Source organism: Methylotuvimicrobium sp. (genome assembly GCF_050611805.1).
Lineage (GTDB): Bacteria > Pseudomonadota > Gammaproteobacteria > Methylococcales > Methylomonadaceae > Methylotuvimicrobium.
Window position 1 is genome coordinate 20,292 of the sequence record NZ_JBNGHF010000028.1, and the last position, 21,858, is coordinate 42,149.

Sequence of the window (21,858 nt, forward strand, 5' to 3'; positions counted from 1 at the left end):
AAAGAAAATCTTCTTTTCTTATTCGGTGTCGATCCGCTATTACCACGGCAAGTACGGAAGAGCCAAAATTTTAATAAATAATATTTCGCACACATCATGAATTAAAAGATAATTTTAAAAGTATGGATGTGCGCGCAATAAAATATTTAATTGCCAATGAAAAAAATGATTTCATAGATGCTGAATGTACATCTGGAAATTTTTCTTTAAAAGATGCCCATGCTGCCATGGCATTATTGTTAGGAGTTTTTTCTAAGCTAAGTTTTGCTCGTCGTGCAGATATTTCAAATTGAGTTTGAAAAAAAAGAGAACTAGGCCAGCTAGAAAATTGCAACCTCATAAATGAATAATTGTCATCATATAGCCATTTTCTGTGCAATAAAAGCTTGTCTAAATATTTACTTTCATATTCTTTCTCAGATAGATTTGAAGCGCTAGTCGAATTTCCATGTACCCTGAAAAGCACCAACTCCTCATTCACAAACCCAAAGCCATGTTCTGTTCCAACACGAAGCCAAAACTCGAGATCACAGAGTTGACGAAAATTACTATCGAATAGGCCATATTTAGAAAATATATTTTTTTCAATTAAAAAAGAAGTTGGTTCTCCAAATAAATTCATGCTCGGATGCTTTATTAAACTTTTTATCACCATATCGGGGGTAATAAAACGGGTATCCAGAAATAAATCCCAATATGATTTTTTTTGTCTATACCACTCCATGTTAGATGGAGTATCGTCTTCAAAAAAAAATCTTCTTTTAGAAAAAATTAAGCGGTAGTCTGACGACATTGACTCTGCACACTTTAGTTGTTTTTCAATACAACTAGAATGAATAATATCGTCTTGAAATACAAACTTAATCCATACGCCATTCGCATATTTAATACATTCATTCCAATTACCAACCAACCCTTTCTTTACTTTATTTCGATATACTTTGATTCTGGGGTCATGTATTGCATACGACAAAAGCAATTCATAACTTCCATCCGATGAATTATCATCTATAGCAATTATTTCAATATGAGCAAAGCTTTGATTCAATATACTATCCAAAGCCTCATTCAAATATTTTATTCCATTAAAAACAGGAATACATACTGAAACACTAGGGTTTTGTGAAATTTTGTATCCCATAAATTATGATATGTATTTATGATTTTTTTTAAATTCTGGAAATGACTTATTTATATAAATACGCCAAAACCTGAGGAGCGGCCCAAATACAGAATGATTAGATAATCGTTTTTTTATAGACGCGCCTGCAGCAATAGAATAGATTATTTCATTTTTTCTAATTTCTGCTGCTTTTTTTAACTCATTCGAACCATGCTCCATTATGCTATAAAGAAAGTCTAGATTACCTAGGACTTTATCCTCCCATGAAGTAACGCTCCACATACCTTCTCTATGCACCCTATATACTCCCATTTTTTTATTAATCATAAGGGCATAGCCGTTCTGACATGCCATGATCCATCGAGGCCAATCATTCATTATAATTTTATTAAACCACTCCGGTGTTTCTTGAACTGTAGTTTTTCTTGCCAATACAGAGCATGTTGGAATTATGTTATCCCGAATAATATCTTCTGCTCGGCAAATAGCGACTTCTACTTCTGGAAATTCTGAAATACTATTGTTTTTCATAATCAACTTATCGACCTTATGGAAACATAAGCTAGCACTTAAATCTTGTTCCAATAAATTAACCTGCTTTTGAATTTTTCTACTATTATTCCAATAATCATCACCTTCACAAAATGCTATATATTTTCCTCTAGCATTAGCTATAGCAATCGGTGTTGGCCGTATATTTTTTGAGAACTGATTCTCTTTTTGTAAGATTAATTTAAATATCTTAGGGTATCTATTAGAGTACTCAATAATAATATCCGCCGTTCGGTCGGTCGAGGCATCATCATGGATCAGAATTTCAAAAGGAAAGTCAGTTTCTTGAATTAAGAAGCCTTCAAGCGCATCTTCGATATAAAGCTCATGGTTATAAGTGATGCAACAAATACTAACAACCGGTGTATCCGGGGCACCTTGCCATGTAGCCATGATCTCTTCTTGGCTTCGAAGATTTCTCATTGATTATCTTTCCTTTCAGATTTATGACTGTTAATTTTTAAAGCGATGCTTTTATAGCGATGATATAAAAAGAGGCAAAGTCTCTAATTTGCAAATCAATCGTGCTATCAAACGTTGATAAAGACACATTTTCCGGCTGAAAACCACATGCTATAAGCATGTTTTTGACTTTTTCAAAATCCAGCAAAATCTTGTGTTGACCGTATTCGTGAATTCCTCTGTTTAGATAATCCATATAGCAAACGAGATTTTCGTTGATACCCTTTATACTATTCATATTGAGAGGAAAACGTTGCTTTACTATTTCAAGTCGTTCCATGTCTTTATTGAGATAGGCTATCATTGCTTTTTGAAAATCGGGTATTGCCATTCGCAATATTCCATCTTGGCACAGCATTCTTTTACACTCACGAAAGTGAGTCATTAGTTCATCATGCTCAAGATGTTCTACGAAGTGTGAGCTGTAAATATATTTTATCGAGCCATCTTCAAAAGGCAGTTTATTTCTTGCATCCAGGAAAACATCGGCAGGCGGTGCTAGATCAATATTTAAGAAATCTGTTTTATAGTCTTTTCCGCATCCAAAATGTAATCTTTCATAATTTTTAATTTTTTTATTGAAATGAAAGTTATACAGATGAATAAAAGATAACCGCAGATTAAATATAAAGTCTGATAAACTGAAATATGCCGCCTTTAGGCTTTGATAAATGTTACTATTTCTTACCAAGTATTTTATATTCATGGATTTTCTATAATATGCAAGCTGATTTTTTGAAATCAGAATAATCCCTAATTAATAAATTTATCAATTACTTGACAGCAATTTTATATTAATTTATCACCCAATACAAAAGTCTATCTTAAACTGAGAAACTAATTTAAGTACTCATCCAAAATTAACATGGTATTTTGATTCTGTACCGTAGTGCCGAAAAATCTCCTGAAGGGCATTTCGGAGACTCTGAAAATTGGTATAAGCGACCCAGGGTAGCCACTCGTATTTGATTTTCTTCCATAGAATTTCAAATGAGATTCAATCCGGGTGAATACGGCGGTAAGAACCACACCCAGACATGCCCCAACAACCAAGTCGCCTGATTTTCTCGCTCCGCTTTTCGATGAGTAGGTGCATTATCCATGATGACGACCGTCAATTTATCCATCGAGCGAGACTGAATAAAAGCCGCCATCGCCTCCGCAACCACCGATGAGGTGACAGTGGTTTCGACCGTATGGAAATAGCTTTCACCTTGTCGACTCACCAAACCGATGACATTAACACGACCTGTCGTATTGGCCGGCAGTTCAAGCGTTTTTCCCTGGGGTTGCCACGCGTAAGGGATGCAGCCATCAACACTAAAACTACTTTCATCCATATAAAATACATCGATCTCACCAGACGCCTCCTTGGCTTGCAAGGCATTCAATACCCTTTACCCTTCTTCGAAGGCGGCGGGGTCTTGTTTTGCTTTGAGACTACGCCGACAGCGTTTCCAAACCCAATGGCGTTCCTTTAGCCGACGCTTAATGGTTGTAAACGTAAACGTCACCGTCAGTCCCGTGCGCTCGTGAAATCGTGACGGTAACAAGCGAACTCGCTGAGGTGCTTGCTCCAAATCTTTTTCAAGCGCCACCATTTCCTCTTCTGTGATACGACGAGGTCGCCCTGGACGTTCGTGATCACGCAACCCCATCAAGCCCTCTCGTTCCCAAGCCGTTAGCCAACCTGAGACGGTGTCTCGATCCACCGCGAAAATGTCCGCCAGTTGATTGACACGATAACCTTTCCCGCACAAGTAAACAGCATGCGCTCGCTGCCTAAATCGGCATTCCGGGGCATAACGAGCGGCGTCTAGCAATGTCTTTTGCTCTTCTTTCGTTAGTGCCTTTATCCGCTTCATGATTGCCGCTTCCAATTGATACCAATGCTGCTATTTTGCCAGGTTATTTATGAATCAGTACTTATAATTCCACTAAATATCAATATTCACTGAGCAAACCATGGTAGCTAAAAAATTAGAACAGTTTTTCTCATGAAAACCATTTTTTTTATAAAATTTAATAAGCTTTTCAGATCGCAAATCTGCTTCCAGCTCGACCTTTTTGTAGTTGTTTTTCTTTGCATAAATTTTGACAATTTTTAACAAATATTCACCTAGGCCATTACCTTGGAATCCATCAATAACTGAAATTGATGTAATGAATAATTTATTTTCATTACAATTTATGTAAAAAGCAATGTGCCCAATATCTTCACCATTCTTAGTTAAGAAAATATTTTTAGCTTTTTTAGAGAGCCTTTTTGAATACTCAATTAGGTCAACTCTTAATGATAGTGGCTCATAGAATAATTTATCCACACTTTCTAAAAATAGCTTAATTCGATTAAAATTATTGCTCCAATCTTCTTTTATGTCTATTACCTTCACCTGTCACTAAATTTTGTTATTAAAGACGTTATTTCAAATTTGCTACAATTCATAATTATGTCGATAATTGAAAGGCATGGAACGAAACTTTCGCTTATTTGTTGATATGAAAAATAATGAGTCTGAATAAATTTTAATGTGATATTACTTTTATTAAAATCATTTTTGTCATATAAGGCTATCCCACCAATGGGATTAACATAGCAGTTAGCTCCTAAATTATTACAAATTGCTTTTACCTTATCGGATGATCGTAAACGATGATCGATTGAAATTTCAGATGAAATAACTAACCTGGTTTCAATTCCGATATAGCTTTTAATCACTTGTATTGAGTTAAAAATAAATTTGAATAAATTATTTTCTTCATAAAAGAGACATTTTTCAAGTATTTCAATACCTTCTTTATAATATGGGGCTATTTTGTATGCTGCTTCAAATCTGCGTATCAATTTTTTTGCTTCAACATAAAAATCGTCTTTAAGATACCGTTCCCTAACATCTAAATAGTCAGAATCTTTCTTTAAAGGTAACGTAAATGTTTCCACCTTACCGTTTAGTAGAAACCTATTTCGGTTTATCCAGCCTCTCTTAGTAAACTGAATATTATCATATACGACAAACTGATCCACGGCATTCATCAACTGCCAGTATCCAATATATGGCAGAAAATAAGGTTGCATAATCGCAATAGTCTTACTCAAATCAAAACCACCTCTCTGAGAAGATCAAAAGTCTTGGATGCCATTCGTTTAACTTGAGGTATACGGGCTTGCAGTTTCTCCCTGACTTGTTTTCTGGACTCCCAACACAGGTTTATTTTTTCTTTCAAATCATTTAGTGAGCGCGGATCGGCGACAAATTCTTTTACATCTGCGACTTCTGCAAATCCAATCAACTTATGCGCTTTAGGTTCATGACCATAATCAATAACCACAGTAGGAACACACTGAGATAGTCCCGCTACGGCTGCATGTACCCGTCCACTAACAAGCATATCAAATTGTCCGATGATGGCCTTGGTCTGCCATGTGTCAAAAATATCATTTATTGTGAAAAAGTCTTGACTTTTACCTCGCAGTTGAAGCACTTCTTCAAGTTGCTTGACTATGTAGTAATCTCTACCGTGCTTCAGCTTGAATGGGGCTGGAGGAATCTCAAACCCGTTAGAATGTGACATCAAACATACTCTAACTCCTAATTTTTCAGTAAGGTACTCTATCGATTGTGCAAAAACGGTAAACTCGTCATTAACACGCTCTTTCTTATCGAACGGTCCTTGTTCGAAATTCCATCCACATAAAATAAAACCCACAATAGGCTTGCTTCTTACTGATTTCAATAAATCTAATCTTGTTAGCAAATCTAATATTTCATTTCCTAATGCAGGCTCAAAAAGAAACGCAGGACATGCTAGCGAATACGTTTTACTCACATCAAAACCTTGATCGCGTAAAAGTCTTGAACTAATGGGCTCACGATTCGCAACCAAAGCAAAATCCTTATATACCTGTTTAGCGAGATTAAGGTTTTTTTCATTTGAAAATGGTCCAGGCGATCCTGCAAGCAGGACTACAGGTTTTCCCAAAAACTGTGCCACCCGATCTTTTAAAAGTCCAACTTCAAATCTATCTGTGCCAAGGAAATCAGCATTATCTCCCCAGATATCTCCACTGAAATCAATGACCAAATTCGATTCTAAAACCGCTTCGATGTATGTGGTTGTCTCTAGTAAGTTTCCATTTTCTCGGTAAACGGTGGCAATCTCCAGTTCTCTCAAAGCTCGCGTTAGATCATTTCCACTCCAATCATAATAGAGATTCATCGGTAACACCGTGATGTTTTCCGTTTCACAGAAACGCTGTGACATCTGCATTGTGGTTTTAATTTGCGCGCTAGGGAAAACCTTATGCAACTCCCTCATAAATGGTTCGATAATATAGTAATTACCCATATTCCCGAATTCCATACGGCCCCAATGCAGTGAGCACTGCCCTATTACTAATATTTTCATTGATTCCTTTATTTATTATTGATAATGGGGGATGAGGATTTAATTACAAAGCATTCTGACTATATTTGAAATCGTTGCCACTAACTGACAGTTAATATCTATACCCGTCGGCAACACAATCACCCTATCCGCCACAAGCTGAGTATTCTGCAACAACAACCCCGCATGCGGAAACAACTCTTTAAACGGCTTCATATTATGACAGCCCGGCCAAAAATACCGCCGCGCCAGTACATTTTCGACATGTAACGCCTTAACAATTTCATCGCGGCTAACTGGACATTCTTCACCCACTTCCATAACAACATACTGATAATTTTTACGTTCCCTTTCATCGAATGCAAACAGGCGCACCGGTAGATCAGCAAGCTCCTGTTGATAAGCTAAATAATTCCGGCGATTAGCTTCTAACACAATGCCCAGATTATCAAGATTCACCAAGCCCATCGCGGCGCAAATTTCGGTCATTTTGCCGTTGGTTCCCGGATGAATGACATTATCCATACCGGCAAATCCGAAGTTGCGCATCAACCGCATTTTTTCCGCCAATTCATCATCATTGGTCAATACCGCGCCGCCTTCAAAGGTATTGAAAAACTTGGTTGCGTGAAAACTCAATACTTCGCAGTGCCCAAAGTTGCCGATCATTTGTCCTTGATAAGAACACCCAAAGGCGTGGGCGGCGTCAAACAGCAATTGCAATCCGTATTCATCGGCTACGGCTTGCAAGTCATTCACTGGCGCTGCATGCCCCCAAAGATGCACACCGATAATACCGGTGGTTTTCGGGGTGATCATTTTGCGAACCGCTTCGGTATCGAGACAATGCGTTACCGGGTCGATGTCGGCGAATACCGGCGTGATTTCCTGCCAGTGTAAGGCGTGGGCAGTTGCGATGAAGGTATAGGATGGTAAGATCACTTCACCGGTGAGTTCTAGCGCTCGTATTGCAATTTCCAGCGCTATCGTGCCGTTACACATCGCGACGCAGTGTTTGACCTGGTGATAATTGGCAATGCGCTGTTCGAGTTCTTGTACTAACGGGCCGTTGTTACTCAACCAGCGATTTTCAAAGATCTGATCGACATAGCGCATGAATGCGGCTTTATCGCCCATGTTGGGACAACCGACATGTAACGGTTGCTGAAAGGCTGGCGTTCCGCCATTGATGACTAAATCGGATTGAGATTTCTTAAGTTGTATTTTATCCACGAGGTCGCTACACGGCAGTTTGGTATTGGTCACTATTGTTACTATCTTTTGACATTGAGGGTGGCGTTTTCTGTTTCCACTGCGGTGTAATTTGAACGGGCGTCCATCCATGCTCACCATCAATCACTTGAAAATAAATGGCGGATTGATGGCGAAATAATACTTGCCCACCTTTATATGTTGATAAAGCGACTGTTATGGAATAAACGCCCTGCGAAAAATTAATAGATGGAATAACAACTTCCAGACTAATTTTTCCCTCATGATTTTCTATATCAATATGGCTGTGTGAACTGTAAATTTCGGCAAAGCCGCGTTGTTCTTTATCATGGAAGACGAAGTATAAGTGTGGGTTATTGATCGATTGTTCTACGTCCATGTCCAAAATGATTTTTAATTCCGATCCGTATGTGATTGCCAAAACCTCATTTACAGAACTCTGCTTTTGACTGGATTCGAGTTTGATAGAACACAGTTTAGCTTGGCACGATCCAATAAAATTGCCGGTTTCATTTTTCAAACTCGCGTAATAAGCGTTAACTCCCTGCATAACATCAGTACTCAAAAATATCTCTTTCCCTTGTTTTATGAAAAGAATCTGATTACAAATTCTGGATACTTGAGACATGTTATGAGAGATAAATATCAATGCCGTATTCTTTAGCAATCGATCAATACGATTGAAGCATTTGAGAACAAAGCTGATATCACCAACCGCCAATACTTCATCGATCAATAAAACATCCGGTTCCATCTGCGCCGCAATCGCAAACCCCAACCGCACATACATTCCGCTCGAATAATGCTTAACCGGCATATCAATAAATTCTTCCAGTTCCGCAAATGCGACAATTTCATCGAATTTCTTATCGATCTCGCGCTTGCTCATGCCTAGAATAGCGCCGTTAACATAGACATTCTCTCGACCGGTTAACATAGGGTGAAATCCCGCGCCGACTTCGATCAACGCGCCGACTTTGCCTTTGATCGTTATTTTGCCTTTGTCGGGCATGAAGATGCCGTTGAGCATTTTCAATAATGTACTTTTGCCGGCGCCGTTGCGGCCGATAATACCTAAGCATTCGCCTCGTTTGACTTCAAAGGATACATCGTCCACCGCCCAAAATTCGTCTTTGCGTAAGTGTTCGGATGTATCGGGCAAATGCAGCAAGTCGCGGCTGATGTCTTCGATGCCGTACAGCATAGACCGTTTCAGCGAGCGGCAGAATTTTTTGCTGACGTGTTCGACTTTGATGAGTACGTCGTCGGAGTTTGGCATAGTTGATCAGATTAGCTTATTGCTGTTATTTGTTTGTAGTGCATAATCGATTACACGTCGGCTCAACCATATACCATGGGACTGTATTTTACTTATAGCTTCGGGTATGGATATCGGAAAACCCGATGCGGATGCTTTGAGTAAAATCCCAATAGATCCTGTTAGAGTCAGGCCGCACAAGCGAGCGACTCTTCTTCCTGCCGTTTCGTTGATTACGACGAGATCGATAGATTCTTGCAAGGCGGTTTGAATAACTGATGCTTCGCCGCGGTCAAGTGTATTATTCAGATAAGGCGTTATCACAGTTGGGGTAGTTTTAATCTCTAGCCATGTCGAACGTTCGAAAACGTCGACGCCGAAACAGGTTTGTCCTCCAGATCTGATTTCGGTAGCTACTTCGTAAGGAACAACCACGCGCGAATAGAGATGCCGGAGCATCTCGAGACTGCCGGTCGCGGCCGTCAAAGCAATCAGTGGTGTCGTATTGGTGACTATCGTTTTGGCATTTTCATGCATTGTTTATATCGCTTTGTAGTTCATCGGTATCGAGATCAATTATGGCGACGTTGTAGCGGTGCAGTTCCGCCAAAAAAGGTACACGCTCCATGTCCGCGAGTGCAGCCGCCATGCCCGATGATAGTCGTTTCATTTCGAATAATTTTACGGCCATGGCAATTTTGGCTTCACGGGCAAATTGTTCGGGTGAACATTGAATCGCATCAGGCAGATTGGGTGGCACATTGACGTGGATTTGCATGGCTTTTCTCCGTTCTTAGATTTAACGTTTTTAGTTGCTATTAATTTAAATATCGCCGTTGACAACGATACTCTCTCGACCGACTAACATGACATGAAATCTAGCACCGACCTTGCCTTTGATGCTGATTTTACCTTTGTCCGGCAGGATGATGCCGTTGAGCATTTTTAATAGCATACTTTTTCCTGCGCCGTTGCGGCCTATTATCCCTAAGCGTTCGCCGCGTTTGACTTCGAACGAGGCATCATTGTCCGCCCGGAATTCGTCTTAGCGTAAGTGTTCGGATTTTTCGGGCAAGTGTAGCAAGTCGCGGCTGATGTCTTCGATGCCGTAAAGCATAGACCGTTTCAGCGAGCGGCAGATTTTTTGCTGACGTTTTCGACTTTGATTAATACGTCGTCTGAATTTGACATTACAAAGCAGGTTTAAGAAATAAAAAAGTTGGTGCTTCGGAAACGACTTTTGCTTACTCGCATGTTTTGTTTATCTTGACCTCGGATTAGGTCAACGATCGAAAATGGAGGTCGCATAGTGTAAAGCATCATGCCGCAGCCGTTGTGGTTGGAGGATAGTGCTCGATCGTATTCCGATAAAGGTCGATAACTGGAAAACACAGATCATAATCTCCCCAAATTAATTCACCGTATTCCACTCTAAAATCTGCAAAATGGCTCGGTTCCAAATAGGCGCGAATGTCGGGGTGATGCGAGCGGGCAAGAAATGATTTGAAATCGATTTCTTGACTGGTGTTATCGTCAAAAATGAGCCGAATACGATATTCTCCGGTTTGCGTTGCGGAGATTATATTAATGGGGGTGTCTTTCATTTGAGTCTCCGAGTGATACGTTCAGAGGTATATTCTGGTTCCCACGGTCCTCCGTGGGAACCCATACCTTGGCTGCCGAGGCAAGATCGGTATGCATTCCCACGCTGGAGCGTTGGGAACGAGGAAATGCTCCTGAAAAAATCGCATTTCATTAGGTTCAAGTGGTGCGCGTCCAGTAACAGCGGTATAGCTGATTTCGTGAACAAGGCCATTGATCAATACGATTTCCGCTCTTGATTCGCGTCCCTGACATTTGCCGTGAACATGGATAGGTTCATGCTCGTTTGCATAAAACATCACGATTAATCCGAAATACTCGTATAGTTTTGGCATGGTTTAGTTGAAATGTTTATTTTAGCCATATTGCTCATTCCGGGAATGGCGCCGAGAGGGTTGGTGCATAGAATGCACCCTACCTGGCTAAGAAAAAAATGGATTGAGTATGCGCAAACGGCCATTAATCAATTGCCCGTTTTGCATGCCTTCAGCAAGCAGGATTCGGACTAAGCTATCGGTAAACATTTTTCCGGTGACCTATTTTTATTACTTCGACTGTCAGCACGGCATTTAACACGGTGTAAATGATGCGGTAGTCGCCAGTCCTGATTCGGTAAGTATGGTCTGAGCCGACCAGCTTTTTGCAGCCTGTCGGGTAGGGATCGTCGGCAAGTGCGCGGATTTTCTTGATAGCGGCATTGGCTACGGATTTTGAGAGTCGGGCCAATTCTTTTTGCGCGTTTGGCTTTATTTTAAGCGCGTAACTCATGCTCTATCTCTTTCACCGCCTCTTCAAAAGGTATGGCTTCTTCGTCCTTTCGCTCTGCCACTGCGGCTAAATCTTCTAAATCCTCCAATAGCTCTTCATAATCCTCCAATGACAATATGACGCTGATTTTGTTGCCGTTGGTGTCAGTAATGAATTGTGGTTGCATGGTCATAGTCTCCTCTTGTTGCAATGGATTATAGCAAAGATGCGGTGAATAGCGTGGACCACATCAATCACGAACGATGCGGTTCGTGCGTGCCTTACCGCATCTTACAAGCTCTCGTATAGTTTTGGCATGGTTTAGTTGAAATGTTTATCAATGAGACTTAAGAAACAAATGGATTGAGGATGCGCAAACGGCCATTAATCAATTACCCGTCTTGCATGTCTTCAGAGTAACGTTCATGAAGGCCTGGCCATCGCCCCGGCAAATGAAAGTTCTCTGGTGGCGGAGGGTAGGGTCACTCGCCCGATAGGTCGCCGTAAATACGTCCATGTAGGCTCGACGGCGGCTGTCCTGCCGCCGACGCCTATCGGTCGAGCAACCGCACCCTCTTCGGAACCGGCATTCTGTTGAATATCGAAAAATTAGATAAAGAACCCAAATCTACGAACTTTCACAGTAAAGAATAGCGCACTCGTTTTCCATTGCCGTAGCGATTATCAACGCATCGGAATAGGAAAAACAGTGCGCATCACATAGCTTAAGCGCTTCTAGCTGAGTCGCAAGGGAGAAATTTGCTATGGTAGTTGTCCGTGCCAATTCCAATAGCGTCTTGATAATCGTTTGTTCAGGTTGTCGAAATTTTCGAAGACATACGTTGGAAAATTCGTTGACAACTTGTGTTGAAATGATCGAATGGTCATTGAATAGCAACTCGTTGGCTCGATTCGATTTTTCTATTTCCGTGTTGGAATAGGCGTATATCACTACATTCGTATCTAAAAAATGTCTGTTCATCGCGTATTGGCTTCATCCCGATTAAATTTGAAGCCACGGGTATCTAATGACATGGCTGATACGCGTCTTGTGGGTTGTTTTGCCGGCTGTTGATTATTTTCATCTAGTGTTAATAACACTTTGATGTGTTTTGAGCGAAATTCTTGATATTCTTCCGGTATCTCAATGAATTGCCCTTGGGTGTCGGTTTCAAATTCGACGCTGTGCATATCAATTCTCCTAAAAAATGGCTTTGATGACGAATGCGCTATTGCTTGACGGGATGTCGATAAATTCTTCCAGCCTAGTAACGCTTATGATTCACCGACATCAACAATTTGCTCTTGCTTGTGTGATCTAGCGCTTGTAAGTAAATGAAAACATGTTCTATTCTTGTTCGCTTTTAGATTGTTGGTGCATAGAATGCATCCTACCCGGCTAATGTCTTCGATACTATAAAGCATAGACCGTTTTAGCGAGCGGCAGAATTTTTTGCTGACGCTTTCGGTCTTGATCAATACTTCGTCCGACATGATTTTAAGCCCGTTCCGCAATTCTCGGCATGGTGATATGAAAAGTTCTCCAGCCTAGAAAAAATACGCCAATACTGAAAGCTATCATGTAAACCAGCAGCTCCGGTTGCATTAAGCGCTGTCCCGATAACAGGTTTTGCGTCGCAATCAAAAGCGGGCTAAACGGGTTGGCGATATTCACGATAGTGAAAGGTTCTCGGACTGGGGGCGGATAGAGAATGGGCGCCAAAAACATGCCGAAGGTCAGTACCATGCTCAGCATGTTGCCCATGTCGCGTAAAACCAGGTTGATGATCGCCATGATAAAGCCCGCCCCCAAGGCCATCAGTAATACCGCTATCAATATCAAGGGAATAAAGACGCTGTGCCAGGAAGGTACAAAACCATACCAGATGAATACCACCGTTACCGGAATCAAACGTATCATGAAATCCAGCGACGCTTGACCTATGGCCGCAAAGACCAGCGCTTCCTTGGGAAAGTTGATTTTCGTGACCAAAGACCCGGCATTCACCAAACTGTTGGTGCAACCGATCAGGCAACCGGCGAATAGTTGCCAGACGGAAATGCTCCATAAAGCATGAACGACGTAAGGCATGTCGGTCGGCCCCATGTCGAATACCCGGTGTCTTGATAAAAAAGTAAAAATGGCGACTGTGACGATTTGCGGAAGAACCGCCCAAACGTAACCCAGCATCGATTGACGATAGCGGACCGAAAAGTCTCTAATGATCAATCGCCAGATCAATTCTCGACTGGCAATCAAGTCTGTGAACATCTCCTGCCAGATCCGGGTTTTATGCCCGTTTCGGCGAGCCCTATAGATTTTGGTGTTATTGCTTTGTATTTTCATGCTAAATGATTTAAAGGATGTATAGCTCGTAGGGTACGATTTATTTCTGACCGCATCCTAAGTGCTTTTGCCGGCGCCGTTGCGGCCGATGATGCCGCCAGCGGAACGGGTTATGTAACCCATACGCATAAAGCTACTCCCTTTATACTCAAAAAATAGTCACGCTCTTTCCCAAGTTCCCGCTTGGGAAACACACCCCGGAAGCTCCAGCTTCCTGAACAGGCTACCCAAGCTGGAGCTGGAGCTTGGGTAACAGCCTAATTGGCGCTATTTAGGACAAACGCAAGGGCGTGGTAAACTCGGCCCCGTCGGCAAACAGAGATTTCCCATCAAAGACTTATGCGCTCCCCCTTAGAAAGACACTTCCGGGGCTGTCTAACCGATTGTTTAGTTTGATGAGTGGTTGACCGAATATTTACGTTTTTCTTCATTTGGCTTATTGACTACGACAAGCTACTGAGTGACTCCGATTTTTTTTGAGATAAAAGTTTCTGAAGCTTGGAAACAAGGAATAATCTAGCGAATACGACACAAGTGATAGACTTGGTATTGCCATGATAGAGGCCAAATAGTTAGAGCCAGGGCCTGAACTAAGCGCAGAGGTACCATGTAAAAAGGAGGGCGTACTATCCAGCTTCGAGACAGCACATGCAAATCTTTCCATCGATCTATAATCTCCAGGCCGGCCTCTTCGAGCATTTTTTGCCACTCATCAAGAGACCTAATTGTTTCCCGAACTGTTTGTTGTTGAGTACCGCGATAAATACCAAAGCGATACGTAGGAAAACCTGCGTTGGGTACCAGAATCACTAATTTGGCATTGGGTTTTGCAACCCTCGCCATCTCCCGCAATGCCGCTGGCTGGTCTAGAAAATGCTCAAGCGACCCGAGACAGGTAACGATATCAAATGAGTGACTATCAAAAGGAAGTTGTTCAGCAATACCCAAGAAAAAAACACCCTCAGGTAAGCGACGCTGGCACGCATCTATAGCTCTTTCTGATATGTCGATACCACTTATATCCGCACCATGTTGTGCTACCGCTGCAAGCCAACTCCCAGCACCACAAGCGACATCCAGCAATCTGTCCCCTGGAGCCACCTGTAACCGCTTTATCAGTTGTAAGGCATGGCAGGAAGGGTGAGACCCAGCTGATTCGATTTCGTGATAATAAATTTCGTCATAAAACTTTGCGATTTGTCGGTGTTCATCTTGGCTCATAATGAATTAGTCTTGTTGTTTTGCTTTGGTGCAGCTAAATTAGCAATAGATGCAAAATATTGATTAGCTATTTGTTCCCAAGAAAAATGCTGATGGCAAAATCGTTTTGCTTTATTGCCCACACGCTGTAACTCGGAGGGATCTTTCAAAAGTTCGCTTATCTTTTGGATATAAGCAGCGGCATTTTCCGGCTCCAACAACCAACCGTTTTGATTTTCGGTAATTGAGTCTCGCAGGCCTTCCAGATTAGAACCGAGAACGGCCAGACCATGGGCGTTGGCTTCCAATACTGCAATACCGAAGCCTTCCATATCGCCAGCAACTTTAATATTTGGCTGAATAAACATATCTGCGTTGGCAAACAACAAGGTCTTGAGTTCCTCTGTTGTAAATCCACAGCAGAAAACACTGTTTTCAAGACCATGTTCTTGAATACTTTTGTCGATGATAGCCTTTTCCGGTCCATCCCCAGCAACAATGTAAATGCATTGATCCTGTATTTTGGTCATTACGTTCCGAATGAACCAATTAACGCCCTTACGCTTTACTAGCCGGCCGAGAGTAAACAAAATGACTTTGTTTTCCGTATCTACGCCCAACAATAGGTCGAGTTTTTGTCTATCCCTGAATGGCTGCATTTCCACTTGGTGAACACCGTTTGGAATCACAGTTAATTTAGATGCCGGCAAACCTTTTAGAATAGCCGCCTCGGAAGTTGCTTGACTGACAGCAATGAGCCGATCCATATTAGGCAGGAAAAACCTAATCCAAAAAAACTGGTACACAGGATTACCATAGGTAATATCCAAACCGTGAATAATACAAATTACCGGTGTGTTCGGTCGGAACAATTTGATGAACCAACCCAAGACGCCGAGAAGACCGTCTCCAAGTAAAATTACATCGCTTTCTTGGAAGCAAAATAGTACCTTGAACATGGCTAAAGGCAAAAAAAAGGGTAAGGCTTTTTTACCCTTACGATTTAAAATCGACTGAACAGGAATTATAGCGCGTAATGCCGCTAACAATGCTTGGTTATGTTTTTCCAGCCCCCCCACTACAGGGGGGTAAGCTCTAGATATAAAAAGAAGTTTCACTTGTAAGTTGAATTCGCGTGGTTATTTAAAGCTTTTTTCCGCTGTTTTCCAAACTCCGGTTGGAAAATCTTGACTGTATGCTCTTACTTTCCGGCTTCGTGAAACTGAGCTTTTCTAACTGTATTCCAAGGCAATGAGCGTAGGAACGAAAAGGTACTGGCGTGCTTCAATCTTTTTCCGCATGGCGATAATGCAACGAAGAAACCTGCTCGGACAGAATTCCAATCAAAAAAATGAACAACGAGGCCAAAAACAATACCGCGCTCATATTGGTAAACCGACCGCTGGTTATGAATGTGTAAGCGTAATAGGACGCTCCCGTCATAAACACCAAGAAACTTAACGGCAGAAATAAACGCATCGGCGAAAACAGCGCACCGATTTTCATGATAATGACAAAAAACCGAATGCCGTCCCGCAATAATTTGATATGACTTCTGCCCTCGCGTTTACCGGCATGAATCGGCACATAGGCCACCGGAAAACCGGATCGGAAAAAAGCCATCGTGCTGGTGGTCGGATAGGAAAAGCCGTTCGGAAGCAAATAGAGAAACCGGCGAAACTTATCAGCTTTGACCGCACGAAACCCCGAGGTCAAATCTTCAATTCGATACCCAGTCATGATCGACGCCAACTTGTTATAAAACGCGTTCGCGAAACGCCGCAACCAGGACGCATGCGTTTTTGCATGTCGCGCACCGACCGCCATGTCGTAACCGGCATCGAGCTTAGCCAGTAGGGCGGGGATATCTCCCGGATCATGCTGACCGTCAGCATCCATAAATACCAAGATATCGCCGCCGGCGTTTCTGGCTCCGGTTTTAATCGATGCGCCATTGCCTTGGCTGTAAGGATGGCTAATTACCTTGGCGCCGGCTTTGGCCGCTAATTTAGCAGTATTATCGGTAGACCCGTCGTTGACAACGATAATCTCGGCATCGGGCAATAAGTGCTTCAATCGCCGTAATACCACTGCAATATTTTGCGCTTCGTTCTTGGCGGGTAAAACGACGCTGATAGAAGTAACCCGCGCCCCTCTTCCTTCATGGGAATGTATACCCGACTTATCCATACCGAGTCACCGTCAATAGTCCTGCTTGTTCAACATAATCTCTGGTACCGGAATGCCGCCGGTGTTCCGGTTGGTCGACAAAGCCTCTTTTTACCGAATTCATATGAAAATATTTAATTTTTTGCCGCATCTTATCATCGTTGTGAAGCCATTCCGGGTGAACGCCTTCTTTTGCTCCTTCCCAAGCTCTAGAGACTGTGAAAGTATTCAATATTGCGAAATAATCATGAAGAGCATGAAGTAACATGAAGATCTAGATTGTTGATTGTATAGTCTTTTTCTTCATTGCATTCATGTTCTTCATGGTGAATAAATTTTTTTATGATGTATTCACCAATACTTTCACAGCCTCTCTAGCTTGGGAAGGAAAAACCGGAAGCTCTGGCTTCCCGAGACCTGCATGCCCGACCGATTGAACTTAGCTTAGCTGTAACCGCTGCAAGAGAAGGATCATTAGCTTCTTTTTCACTTGTATCGCGAAGCTAGAGCTTCACACATAGGTTTCCCAAGCAGGAGAGCTTGGGAAACAGCAGAACGGTTGACTGTGATCAATAAGATCCAGGTGATTTTCCAAAATCACATAAAAATAGACGGTCAAACCTTCGTTGATCAAAAAACGTAAAGATTCGAATACGATATCCACTGTCGCAGGCGAGTAAACACCGGAATCCAATGGAGCATGGTTAGCAGCGTAGCCCCCAAGATCACATTGGCAAAAAGCTGATTCCCCGCTTTGCCGCATTATTGGGCGAACAGCCAAAACGGATCGTGAAAACAAGGGAAAATGTCAAATGCAAGGCCTGACCGCGATTATTTAATGCAGAAAGCAATGATCATATTTTTAAGATTCCTCACTCAATAATTCCGCAACTTGTTTATTTAAATAACCTGCAAAGTCTTTTATGAGACTTAAATTGTTATGTGCAGCGACCAATGCGGAATAAAAAATATCCGGATCGTCAATGTATTCGTGAATCATTCTGTTTCTTAGCTGGCGTAATGCGATCCATTGCTCCGCAGACGTTAACCAGCCATATTTTTCAGCTTTGTCCAGGTTAACCAGTAAAGCCTTGGGGAATTCACCCAGTGCTGTGAGCAGTGCGGGTAACAACTTATCACCTAGAGTGTCCTGAAGACGACAAAAACGACTCGAAAATGCTTCTATTTTGAGCGCATATTCAGGTGTATGCGCCAGGTTTTCTATGCTGGCCCTATTAAATGAAGAAGAAAAAACTTGTTGATCGGCATAATCCAGATGCTCAATTTCTTTTTCAACCACGCGCACTAAAAAAGCTAATCTCGCTTGTATTTCGGCTGCAATTTTCATAATAAAACGCCTTGTTCGCGGGCTATGCGGTGAATCTGTTGTTGATTCAAATTTGGCGCGTCTAATAGCAGATCGATTTTTCTTTCGTTACCTAATCGGTAGATTATTTTAGCTTCTGCTTTGATCATCTTTTCTACCGGCTGGTTTGTCGGGGACGAAAGGGTCACAAGCAAATCAATATCACCTCCTTTGGCGGCATCATCCACTCTGGAACCAAATAATCGAACCACTGCTTCAGTGCCGAAAACTTCAGTGATCGTTTCTTTGATAACCTTAATTTCGTTTTTTGTTAAACGCATAGGCTTTTGTGCTCAGTTAACGTTCATTGTTCGCATCTATGGTGAACTCCAGCGGGACGGGTTATTTAAACCGCCCCCCACCCCAATATTTCAATTTACCTCAAACATCTCGGATTGCTTAGTCCACGGTCGAAACATTTACAATTGGGTTGCTCTCTATCCTGCCAAAGCTGGAGCTTGGAAAAAGATACAATACTTTCACAGTCTCAGAAGAGTAGAAACGAGTGAATTATTCGGTTTTTACTGAATCTAGCTCTTCAAGCAAAATTTGCTTAATACGTTCGGCTTCGTAACGATAATCCGGCTTAATATCCAGAGGCAGAATGTTTGTGCCGGGTTGTGTTTGTATCAACGATTCTAATTTCTGTAAATGTTCTAAAGCTTCCTGATAGTACCTGTACGAACCCAAAATTCCGACCTGCACCAAACCATGCTCTATGTTTTTTTCCATATCCAAAACCCGGTTGAATGCATCGACGGCTAGCTTCGGCTTTTTGATCTCCGCATAAACTCTGCCCTTGAGATGATACATTTGAAATCGCAGACGCGAGTTGCGTTGAACGGATGGGTTGTCATTAATTAAAGTATCCAGCAACTGTAATGCTTGCAATGCGTTTACACCCTTACACTCAGGACTGGACATAATTTGAATGGTAGATTGCAGCATATTGAATAATTGCGGAACGTAATCTAATTTACCGGTCTGATTCCGTATCTCGGAAAACTCACTCTCAGTCACTTCGTCGAAACGGCACTTTAAGATCAACCAATGCCACTGCAAATCCAGATTATCGGGAATTTTATGTCTGGCTTGGGTCAGTAATGTCAAAGCGGCTAAGGGTTGATCCGCCTGCTCCATTTGCAATGCCGCAGTGCGTTGCGCACGGGAAGAATGCGGATTACGCTCCGCCCAAAAAAACGTCAACTCCAGCGGGTTACCCCATAATTGACTGCGTTGATAAGTAAATGCGGCGCAAATGGCTAAAAACAAATAACTACCGATTCGGAGCATACGCCTATTCACCCGAATCAATAAACTACCGAGCGGTAAAAACAAAAAAATAGCCGGTAAATAATTACGGTGCTCGAAATAAAGCTCCAATCCGATTGTAGTGGACTCCAAAACATGCCCAGCCAAAAAAAACAGCCATGATAAGCTCAACAACGGCCAACGCCTTCGCATGACAATCGCGCCGAATAACATCAGCGATAATGCAATAACGCTGTACAAAGTCGTTGGCGGTGCCAACAACCCGGTGGACAATTCGATATTCTCGTTCAAAAGCCCCGGATAAAACATACGCGGTATATACAAATGATATAAATACCCGATTACAATCCGGCTTTCGGTAAGCACCCTTTGCGGTAAATTAAACGTGCGGTTATAAAAAGGATGATCAAGCGTATAGGGATTAAAAACGTAAATTAGATAACCGAAAATAGCGAGACTCGGTAATAAAATAAATGTAATTTGCCAGAGCTTGTTCAGCGACACTACTCCGCTTGAGGGATGACGAAAAACGCACAGCTCGACCATCGCGATCAGCAATGGCAACAATATACCGTTCTCCTTGCTCAACAGCGCCAGTAAAGTACCCAAGACCACCGCGCTGGTCATATATGCGTAGGCTCGATGTGGGTCTTCCGCCAACAAACGCCGACCCTTGACATAAAGCCATAAACCTAATATCGAAAAAAAAGCCGACAACATTGCCATACGCTGAACGACATATAGAACGGTCGAGACCATGTACGGATGCAGCAACCATAATGCGGCGACCAGCAAAGCGGCATTATTTAGGCGGCTAGAGGGAAGATAGAAGCACAGCAATAACTGCCGGCATAACAAGTACAAAAAAATGCCGGAAAGTCCGTGCAACAATACATTAGTCCGTTTAAACGGAAAAGGATCGGCCGGCCAATCGGTTCCGTCCAACAAAAAGCTAAGAAGGCTTATCGGTCGCCCGGTCGGGCCCGCAATGCCCGAAGAAATATACTTGAGAAAGGTGTCTAGATTTCTGACGCCGTTGTAATCTCCGAGCTTGTTGAGATTGGCGTAATCGTCGAAAAGAAAGCTGCCAAATAGTCCGGGATAAAAGCACAGAAAAAAAACAATAACTATTGAAAAAACAAATAAGCTATTTTTGTTTGAAGAAGTATTGACTCTCATTTGGAGAAAAGCCCTGCTTTGTTACGCACAGGGCTTTTTATCATGGAGCAGTATATTATCTGCAAGAACTAGGTCGGAATTTCGCAGGGATTGTTCCTCCTGTACATGTCCAACTAATCGTGCCAGCTGAAGTTACCGGACTCAGAAGCAAGGTTGTACCTCCAAGACCCGAGGACACGCCTGTATTCTGCATTGTCGCGGTAATAACGCCGGTATTGGCTATTGCAACAGAAGCCACATACTTACCGTTAATGTCGCCAGAAGCTGCAATACCGGCGGCAGCATTATCGGCTGGCATTGCACCGTTATTACTCCAAAATTCAGCTACCGCCGTTTTCGCCCCGCCGGTCAACGTCATCGCTTCCGAAACTTGAGAGCGCCCGATGTAATCTTGATAGGCGGGAACTGCCACCGCCGCTAAAATACCGATGATCGCGACCACGATCATCAGTTCGATCAAGGTAAAACCTTGTTGTGTTTGTGTTCTAAATTTTTGCATGATAACCACCTCTGTGTTGGTAGAAAAGTTCGAATTGAATTCAGTTAAGATAAAGCATGCGCCATGCCAACTTTTTGGACGAGAACTGGGCTCTTTGTATATCAATGCATTAGGCATATTTCTTTTCGGCGAGCGGCGCGATTCAGCCGATCAGACCGGAAATTCTACTCGGTACGACTTTCTAAAAACGGCGGTTTGTGACAAATTTTGTCAGTTCTTTCGCTCTATTGCCGGCCGGATTTTGTAAACCGGCCGTAATATTTATACCCTTGGCGAGACGAGGTTTATAACCCATACCCATCAAGCTAAGGATGTCGCTAAAATTAACTAACTGATTTGCCTAAGTTCATGTAGGGGTAAATTCATTCACCTGGGCGATTAAAATCGCCCAGGTGAATGAATTTAGGGCACGTCGAGGGCTTCTACATAAGCTGTGGGTGTCGAGCATCAGTCGCTTTCCCTC

General features: G+C 42.3%; 28 protein-coding genes. All 28 read right to left on the reverse strand.

Translation table 11 applies throughout. The features are described from left to right. Nucleotides 1–94 precede the first annotated feature (94 nt). Nucleotides 95–1,141 (reverse strand): glycosyltransferase family 2 protein, encoded by a 1,047-nt coding sequence (locus ACRJJO_RS13945; protein WP_431066299.1) that lies wholly within the window; start codon nt 1,139–1,141, stop codon nt 95–97. A gap of 3 nt (nt 1,142–1,144) precedes the next feature. Further along, nucleotides 1,145–2,068, reverse strand: coding sequence for a glycosyltransferase family 2 protein (locus ACRJJO_RS13950; protein WP_431066300.1), 924 nt, complete (start codon nt 2,066–2,068; stop codon nt 1,145–1,147). A 67-nt stretch (nt 2,069–2,135) separates the two neighbouring features. Continuing rightward, nucleotides 2,136–2,843, reverse strand: a complete 708-nt coding sequence (locus tag ACRJJO_RS13955; RefSeq protein ID WP_431066301.1) for a class I SAM-dependent methyltransferase — start codon at nt 2,841–2,843, stop codon at nt 2,136–2,138. A gap of 280 nt (nt 2,844–3,123) precedes the next feature. After that, nucleotides 3,124–3,528 carry an IS630 family transposase gene (locus ACRJJO_RS13960; RefSeq protein ID WP_431066302.1) on the reverse strand — a complete coding sequence of 135 codons (405 nt, stop codon included), beginning with the start codon at nt 3,526–3,528 and terminating at the stop codon, nt 3,124–3,126. A gap of 6 nt (nt 3,529–3,534) precedes the next feature. Beyond that, a complete protein-coding gene (locus ACRJJO_RS13965) occupies nt 3,535–4,002 on the reverse strand; it encodes a helix-turn-helix domain-containing protein (RefSeq protein WP_431066303.1) in 468 nt (155 codons plus the stop codon). A 72-nt stretch (nt 4,003–4,074) separates the two neighbouring features. Continuing rightward, on the reverse strand, nt 4,075–4,530 hold the full coding sequence (locus tag ACRJJO_RS13970) for a GNAT family N-acetyltransferase (protein ID WP_431066304.1): 456 nt from the start codon (nt 4,528–4,530) through the stop codon (nt 4,075–4,077). Further along, complete coding sequence (locus tag ACRJJO_RS13975) at nt 4,527–5,234, reverse strand: WbqC family protein (RefSeq protein ID WP_431066305.1); 708 nt, start codon at nt 5,232–5,234, stop codon at nt 4,527–4,529. The genes ACRJJO_RS13970 and ACRJJO_RS13975 overlap by 4 nt, the downstream gene beginning before the upstream one ends. After that, the gene (locus ACRJJO_RS13980; RefSeq protein WP_431066306.1) at nt 5,231–6,544 is read right to left on the reverse strand and encodes a polysaccharide pyruvyl transferase family protein; all 1,314 of its coding nucleotides are present in this window, start codon (nt 6,542–6,544) and stop codon (nt 5,231–5,233) included. The genes ACRJJO_RS13975 and ACRJJO_RS13980 overlap by 4 nt, the downstream gene beginning before the upstream one ends. A 39-nt stretch (nt 6,545–6,583) precedes the next feature. After that, a complete protein-coding gene (locus ACRJJO_RS13985; protein WP_431066307.1) occupies nt 6,584–7,789 on the reverse strand; it encodes a DegT/DnrJ/EryC1/StrS family aminotransferase in 1,206 nt (401 codons plus the stop codon). Further along, entirely contained in the window at nt 7,764–8,927 is a 1,164-nt protein-coding gene (locus ACRJJO_RS13990; protein ID WP_431066308.1) for an ABC transporter ATP-binding protein, read from the reverse strand. The genes ACRJJO_RS13985 and ACRJJO_RS13990 overlap by 26 nt, the downstream gene beginning before the upstream one ends. Nucleotides 8,928–9,041: 114 nt before the next feature. Then, nucleotides 9,042–9,551 (reverse strand): DUF3368 domain-containing protein, encoded by a 510-nt coding sequence (locus ACRJJO_RS13995; protein ID WP_431066309.1) that lies wholly within the window; start codon nt 9,549–9,551, stop codon nt 9,042–9,044. Continuing rightward, nucleotides 9,544–9,792, reverse strand: a complete 249-nt coding sequence (locus ACRJJO_RS14000) for a UPF0175 family protein (RefSeq protein ID WP_341327596.1) — start codon at nt 9,790–9,792, stop codon at nt 9,544–9,546. The genes ACRJJO_RS13995 and ACRJJO_RS14000 overlap by 8 nt, the downstream gene beginning before the upstream one ends. 45 nt (nt 9,793–9,837) lie before the next feature. Continuing rightward, on the reverse strand, nt 9,838–9,999 hold the full coding sequence (locus ACRJJO_RS14005; RefSeq protein ID WP_431066336.1) for an ATP-binding cassette domain-containing protein: 162 nt from the start codon (nt 9,997–9,999) through the stop codon (nt 9,838–9,840). Nucleotides 10,000–10,333: 334 nt separating this feature from the next. After that, nucleotides 10,334–10,618: a DUF2442 domain-containing protein gene (locus tag ACRJJO_RS14010; RefSeq protein WP_017840667.1), complete on the reverse strand. Its 285-nt coding sequence runs from the start codon at nt 10,616–10,618 to the stop codon at nt 10,334–10,336. 21 nt (nt 10,619–10,639) lie between these two features. Then, complete coding sequence (locus tag ACRJJO_RS14015) at nt 10,640–10,951, reverse strand: DUF4160 domain-containing protein (RefSeq protein WP_431066310.1); 312 nt, start codon at nt 10,949–10,951, stop codon at nt 10,640–10,642. 175 nt (nt 10,952–11,126) lie between these two features. After that, the gene (locus ACRJJO_RS14020; protein WP_431066311.1) at nt 11,127–11,384 is read right to left on the reverse strand and encodes a type II toxin-antitoxin system RelE family toxin; all 258 of its coding nucleotides are present in this window, start codon (nt 11,382–11,384) and stop codon (nt 11,127–11,129) included. After that, nucleotides 11,368–11,556, reverse strand: coding sequence for a hypothetical protein (locus tag ACRJJO_RS14025; RefSeq protein ID WP_431066312.1), 189 nt, complete (start codon nt 11,554–11,556; stop codon nt 11,368–11,370). Before ACRJJO_RS14025 ends, ACRJJO_RS14020 begins: the two co-directional genes overlap by 17 nt. Before the next feature lie 435 nt (nt 11,557–11,991). Beyond that, nucleotides 11,992–12,345 (reverse strand): PIN domain-containing protein, encoded by a 354-nt coding sequence (locus ACRJJO_RS14030; RefSeq protein WP_431066313.1) that lies wholly within the window; start codon nt 12,343–12,345, stop codon nt 11,992–11,994. Further along, nucleotides 12,342–12,554, reverse strand: a complete 213-nt coding sequence (locus ACRJJO_RS14035; protein WP_431066314.1) for a hypothetical protein — start codon at nt 12,552–12,554, stop codon at nt 12,342–12,344. The genes ACRJJO_RS14030 and ACRJJO_RS14035 overlap by 4 nt, the downstream gene beginning before the upstream one ends. A gap of 307 nt (nt 12,555–12,861) precedes the next feature. Next, nucleotides 12,862–13,710 carry an ABC transporter permease gene (locus ACRJJO_RS14040; RefSeq protein WP_431066315.1) on the reverse strand — a complete coding sequence of 283 codons (849 nt, stop codon included), beginning with the start codon at nt 13,708–13,710 and terminating at the stop codon, nt 12,862–12,864. Between the two features lie 516 nt (nt 13,711–14,226). Continuing rightward, nucleotides 14,227–14,931: a class I SAM-dependent methyltransferase gene (locus ACRJJO_RS14045; protein ID WP_431066316.1), complete on the reverse strand. Its 705-nt coding sequence runs from the start codon at nt 14,929–14,931 to the stop codon at nt 14,227–14,229. Beyond that, entirely contained in the window at nt 14,928–16,028 is a 1,101-nt protein-coding gene (locus tag ACRJJO_RS14050) for a glycosyltransferase family 4 protein (protein WP_431066317.1), read from the reverse strand. The genes ACRJJO_RS14045 and ACRJJO_RS14050 overlap by 4 nt, the downstream gene beginning before the upstream one ends. 166 nt (nt 16,029–16,194) lie before the next feature. Then, nucleotides 16,195–17,100 carry a glycosyltransferase family 2 protein gene (locus ACRJJO_RS14055; protein ID WP_431066318.1) on the reverse strand — a complete coding sequence of 302 codons (906 nt, stop codon included), beginning with the start codon at nt 17,098–17,100 and terminating at the stop codon, nt 16,195–16,197. Beyond that, entirely contained in the window at nt 17,093–17,347 is a 255-nt protein-coding gene (locus tag ACRJJO_RS14060; protein ID WP_431066319.1) for a hypothetical protein, read from the reverse strand. Before ACRJJO_RS14060 ends, ACRJJO_RS14055 begins: the two co-directional genes overlap by 8 nt. A 594-nt stretch (nt 17,348–17,941) precedes the next feature. Further along, entirely contained in the window at nt 17,942–18,427 is a 486-nt protein-coding gene (locus ACRJJO_RS14065) for a hypothetical protein (RefSeq protein ID WP_431066320.1), read from the reverse strand. Then, complete coding sequence (locus ACRJJO_RS14070; protein WP_404357451.1) at nt 18,424–18,726, reverse strand: nucleotidyltransferase domain-containing protein; 303 nt, start codon at nt 18,724–18,726, stop codon at nt 18,424–18,426. Before ACRJJO_RS14070 ends, ACRJJO_RS14065 begins: the two co-directional genes overlap by 4 nt. Nucleotides 18,727–18,955: 229 nt before the next feature. Further along, nucleotides 18,956–20,896 (reverse strand): hypothetical protein, encoded by a 1,941-nt coding sequence (locus ACRJJO_RS14075; protein ID WP_431066321.1) that lies wholly within the window; start codon nt 20,894–20,896, stop codon nt 18,956–18,958. Between the two features lie 55 nt (nt 20,897–20,951). After that, a complete protein-coding gene (locus ACRJJO_RS14080) occupies nt 20,952–21,395 on the reverse strand; it encodes a pilin (protein WP_431066322.1) in 444 nt (147 codons plus the stop codon). Between the last annotated feature and the right edge of the window lie 463 nt (nt 21,396–21,858).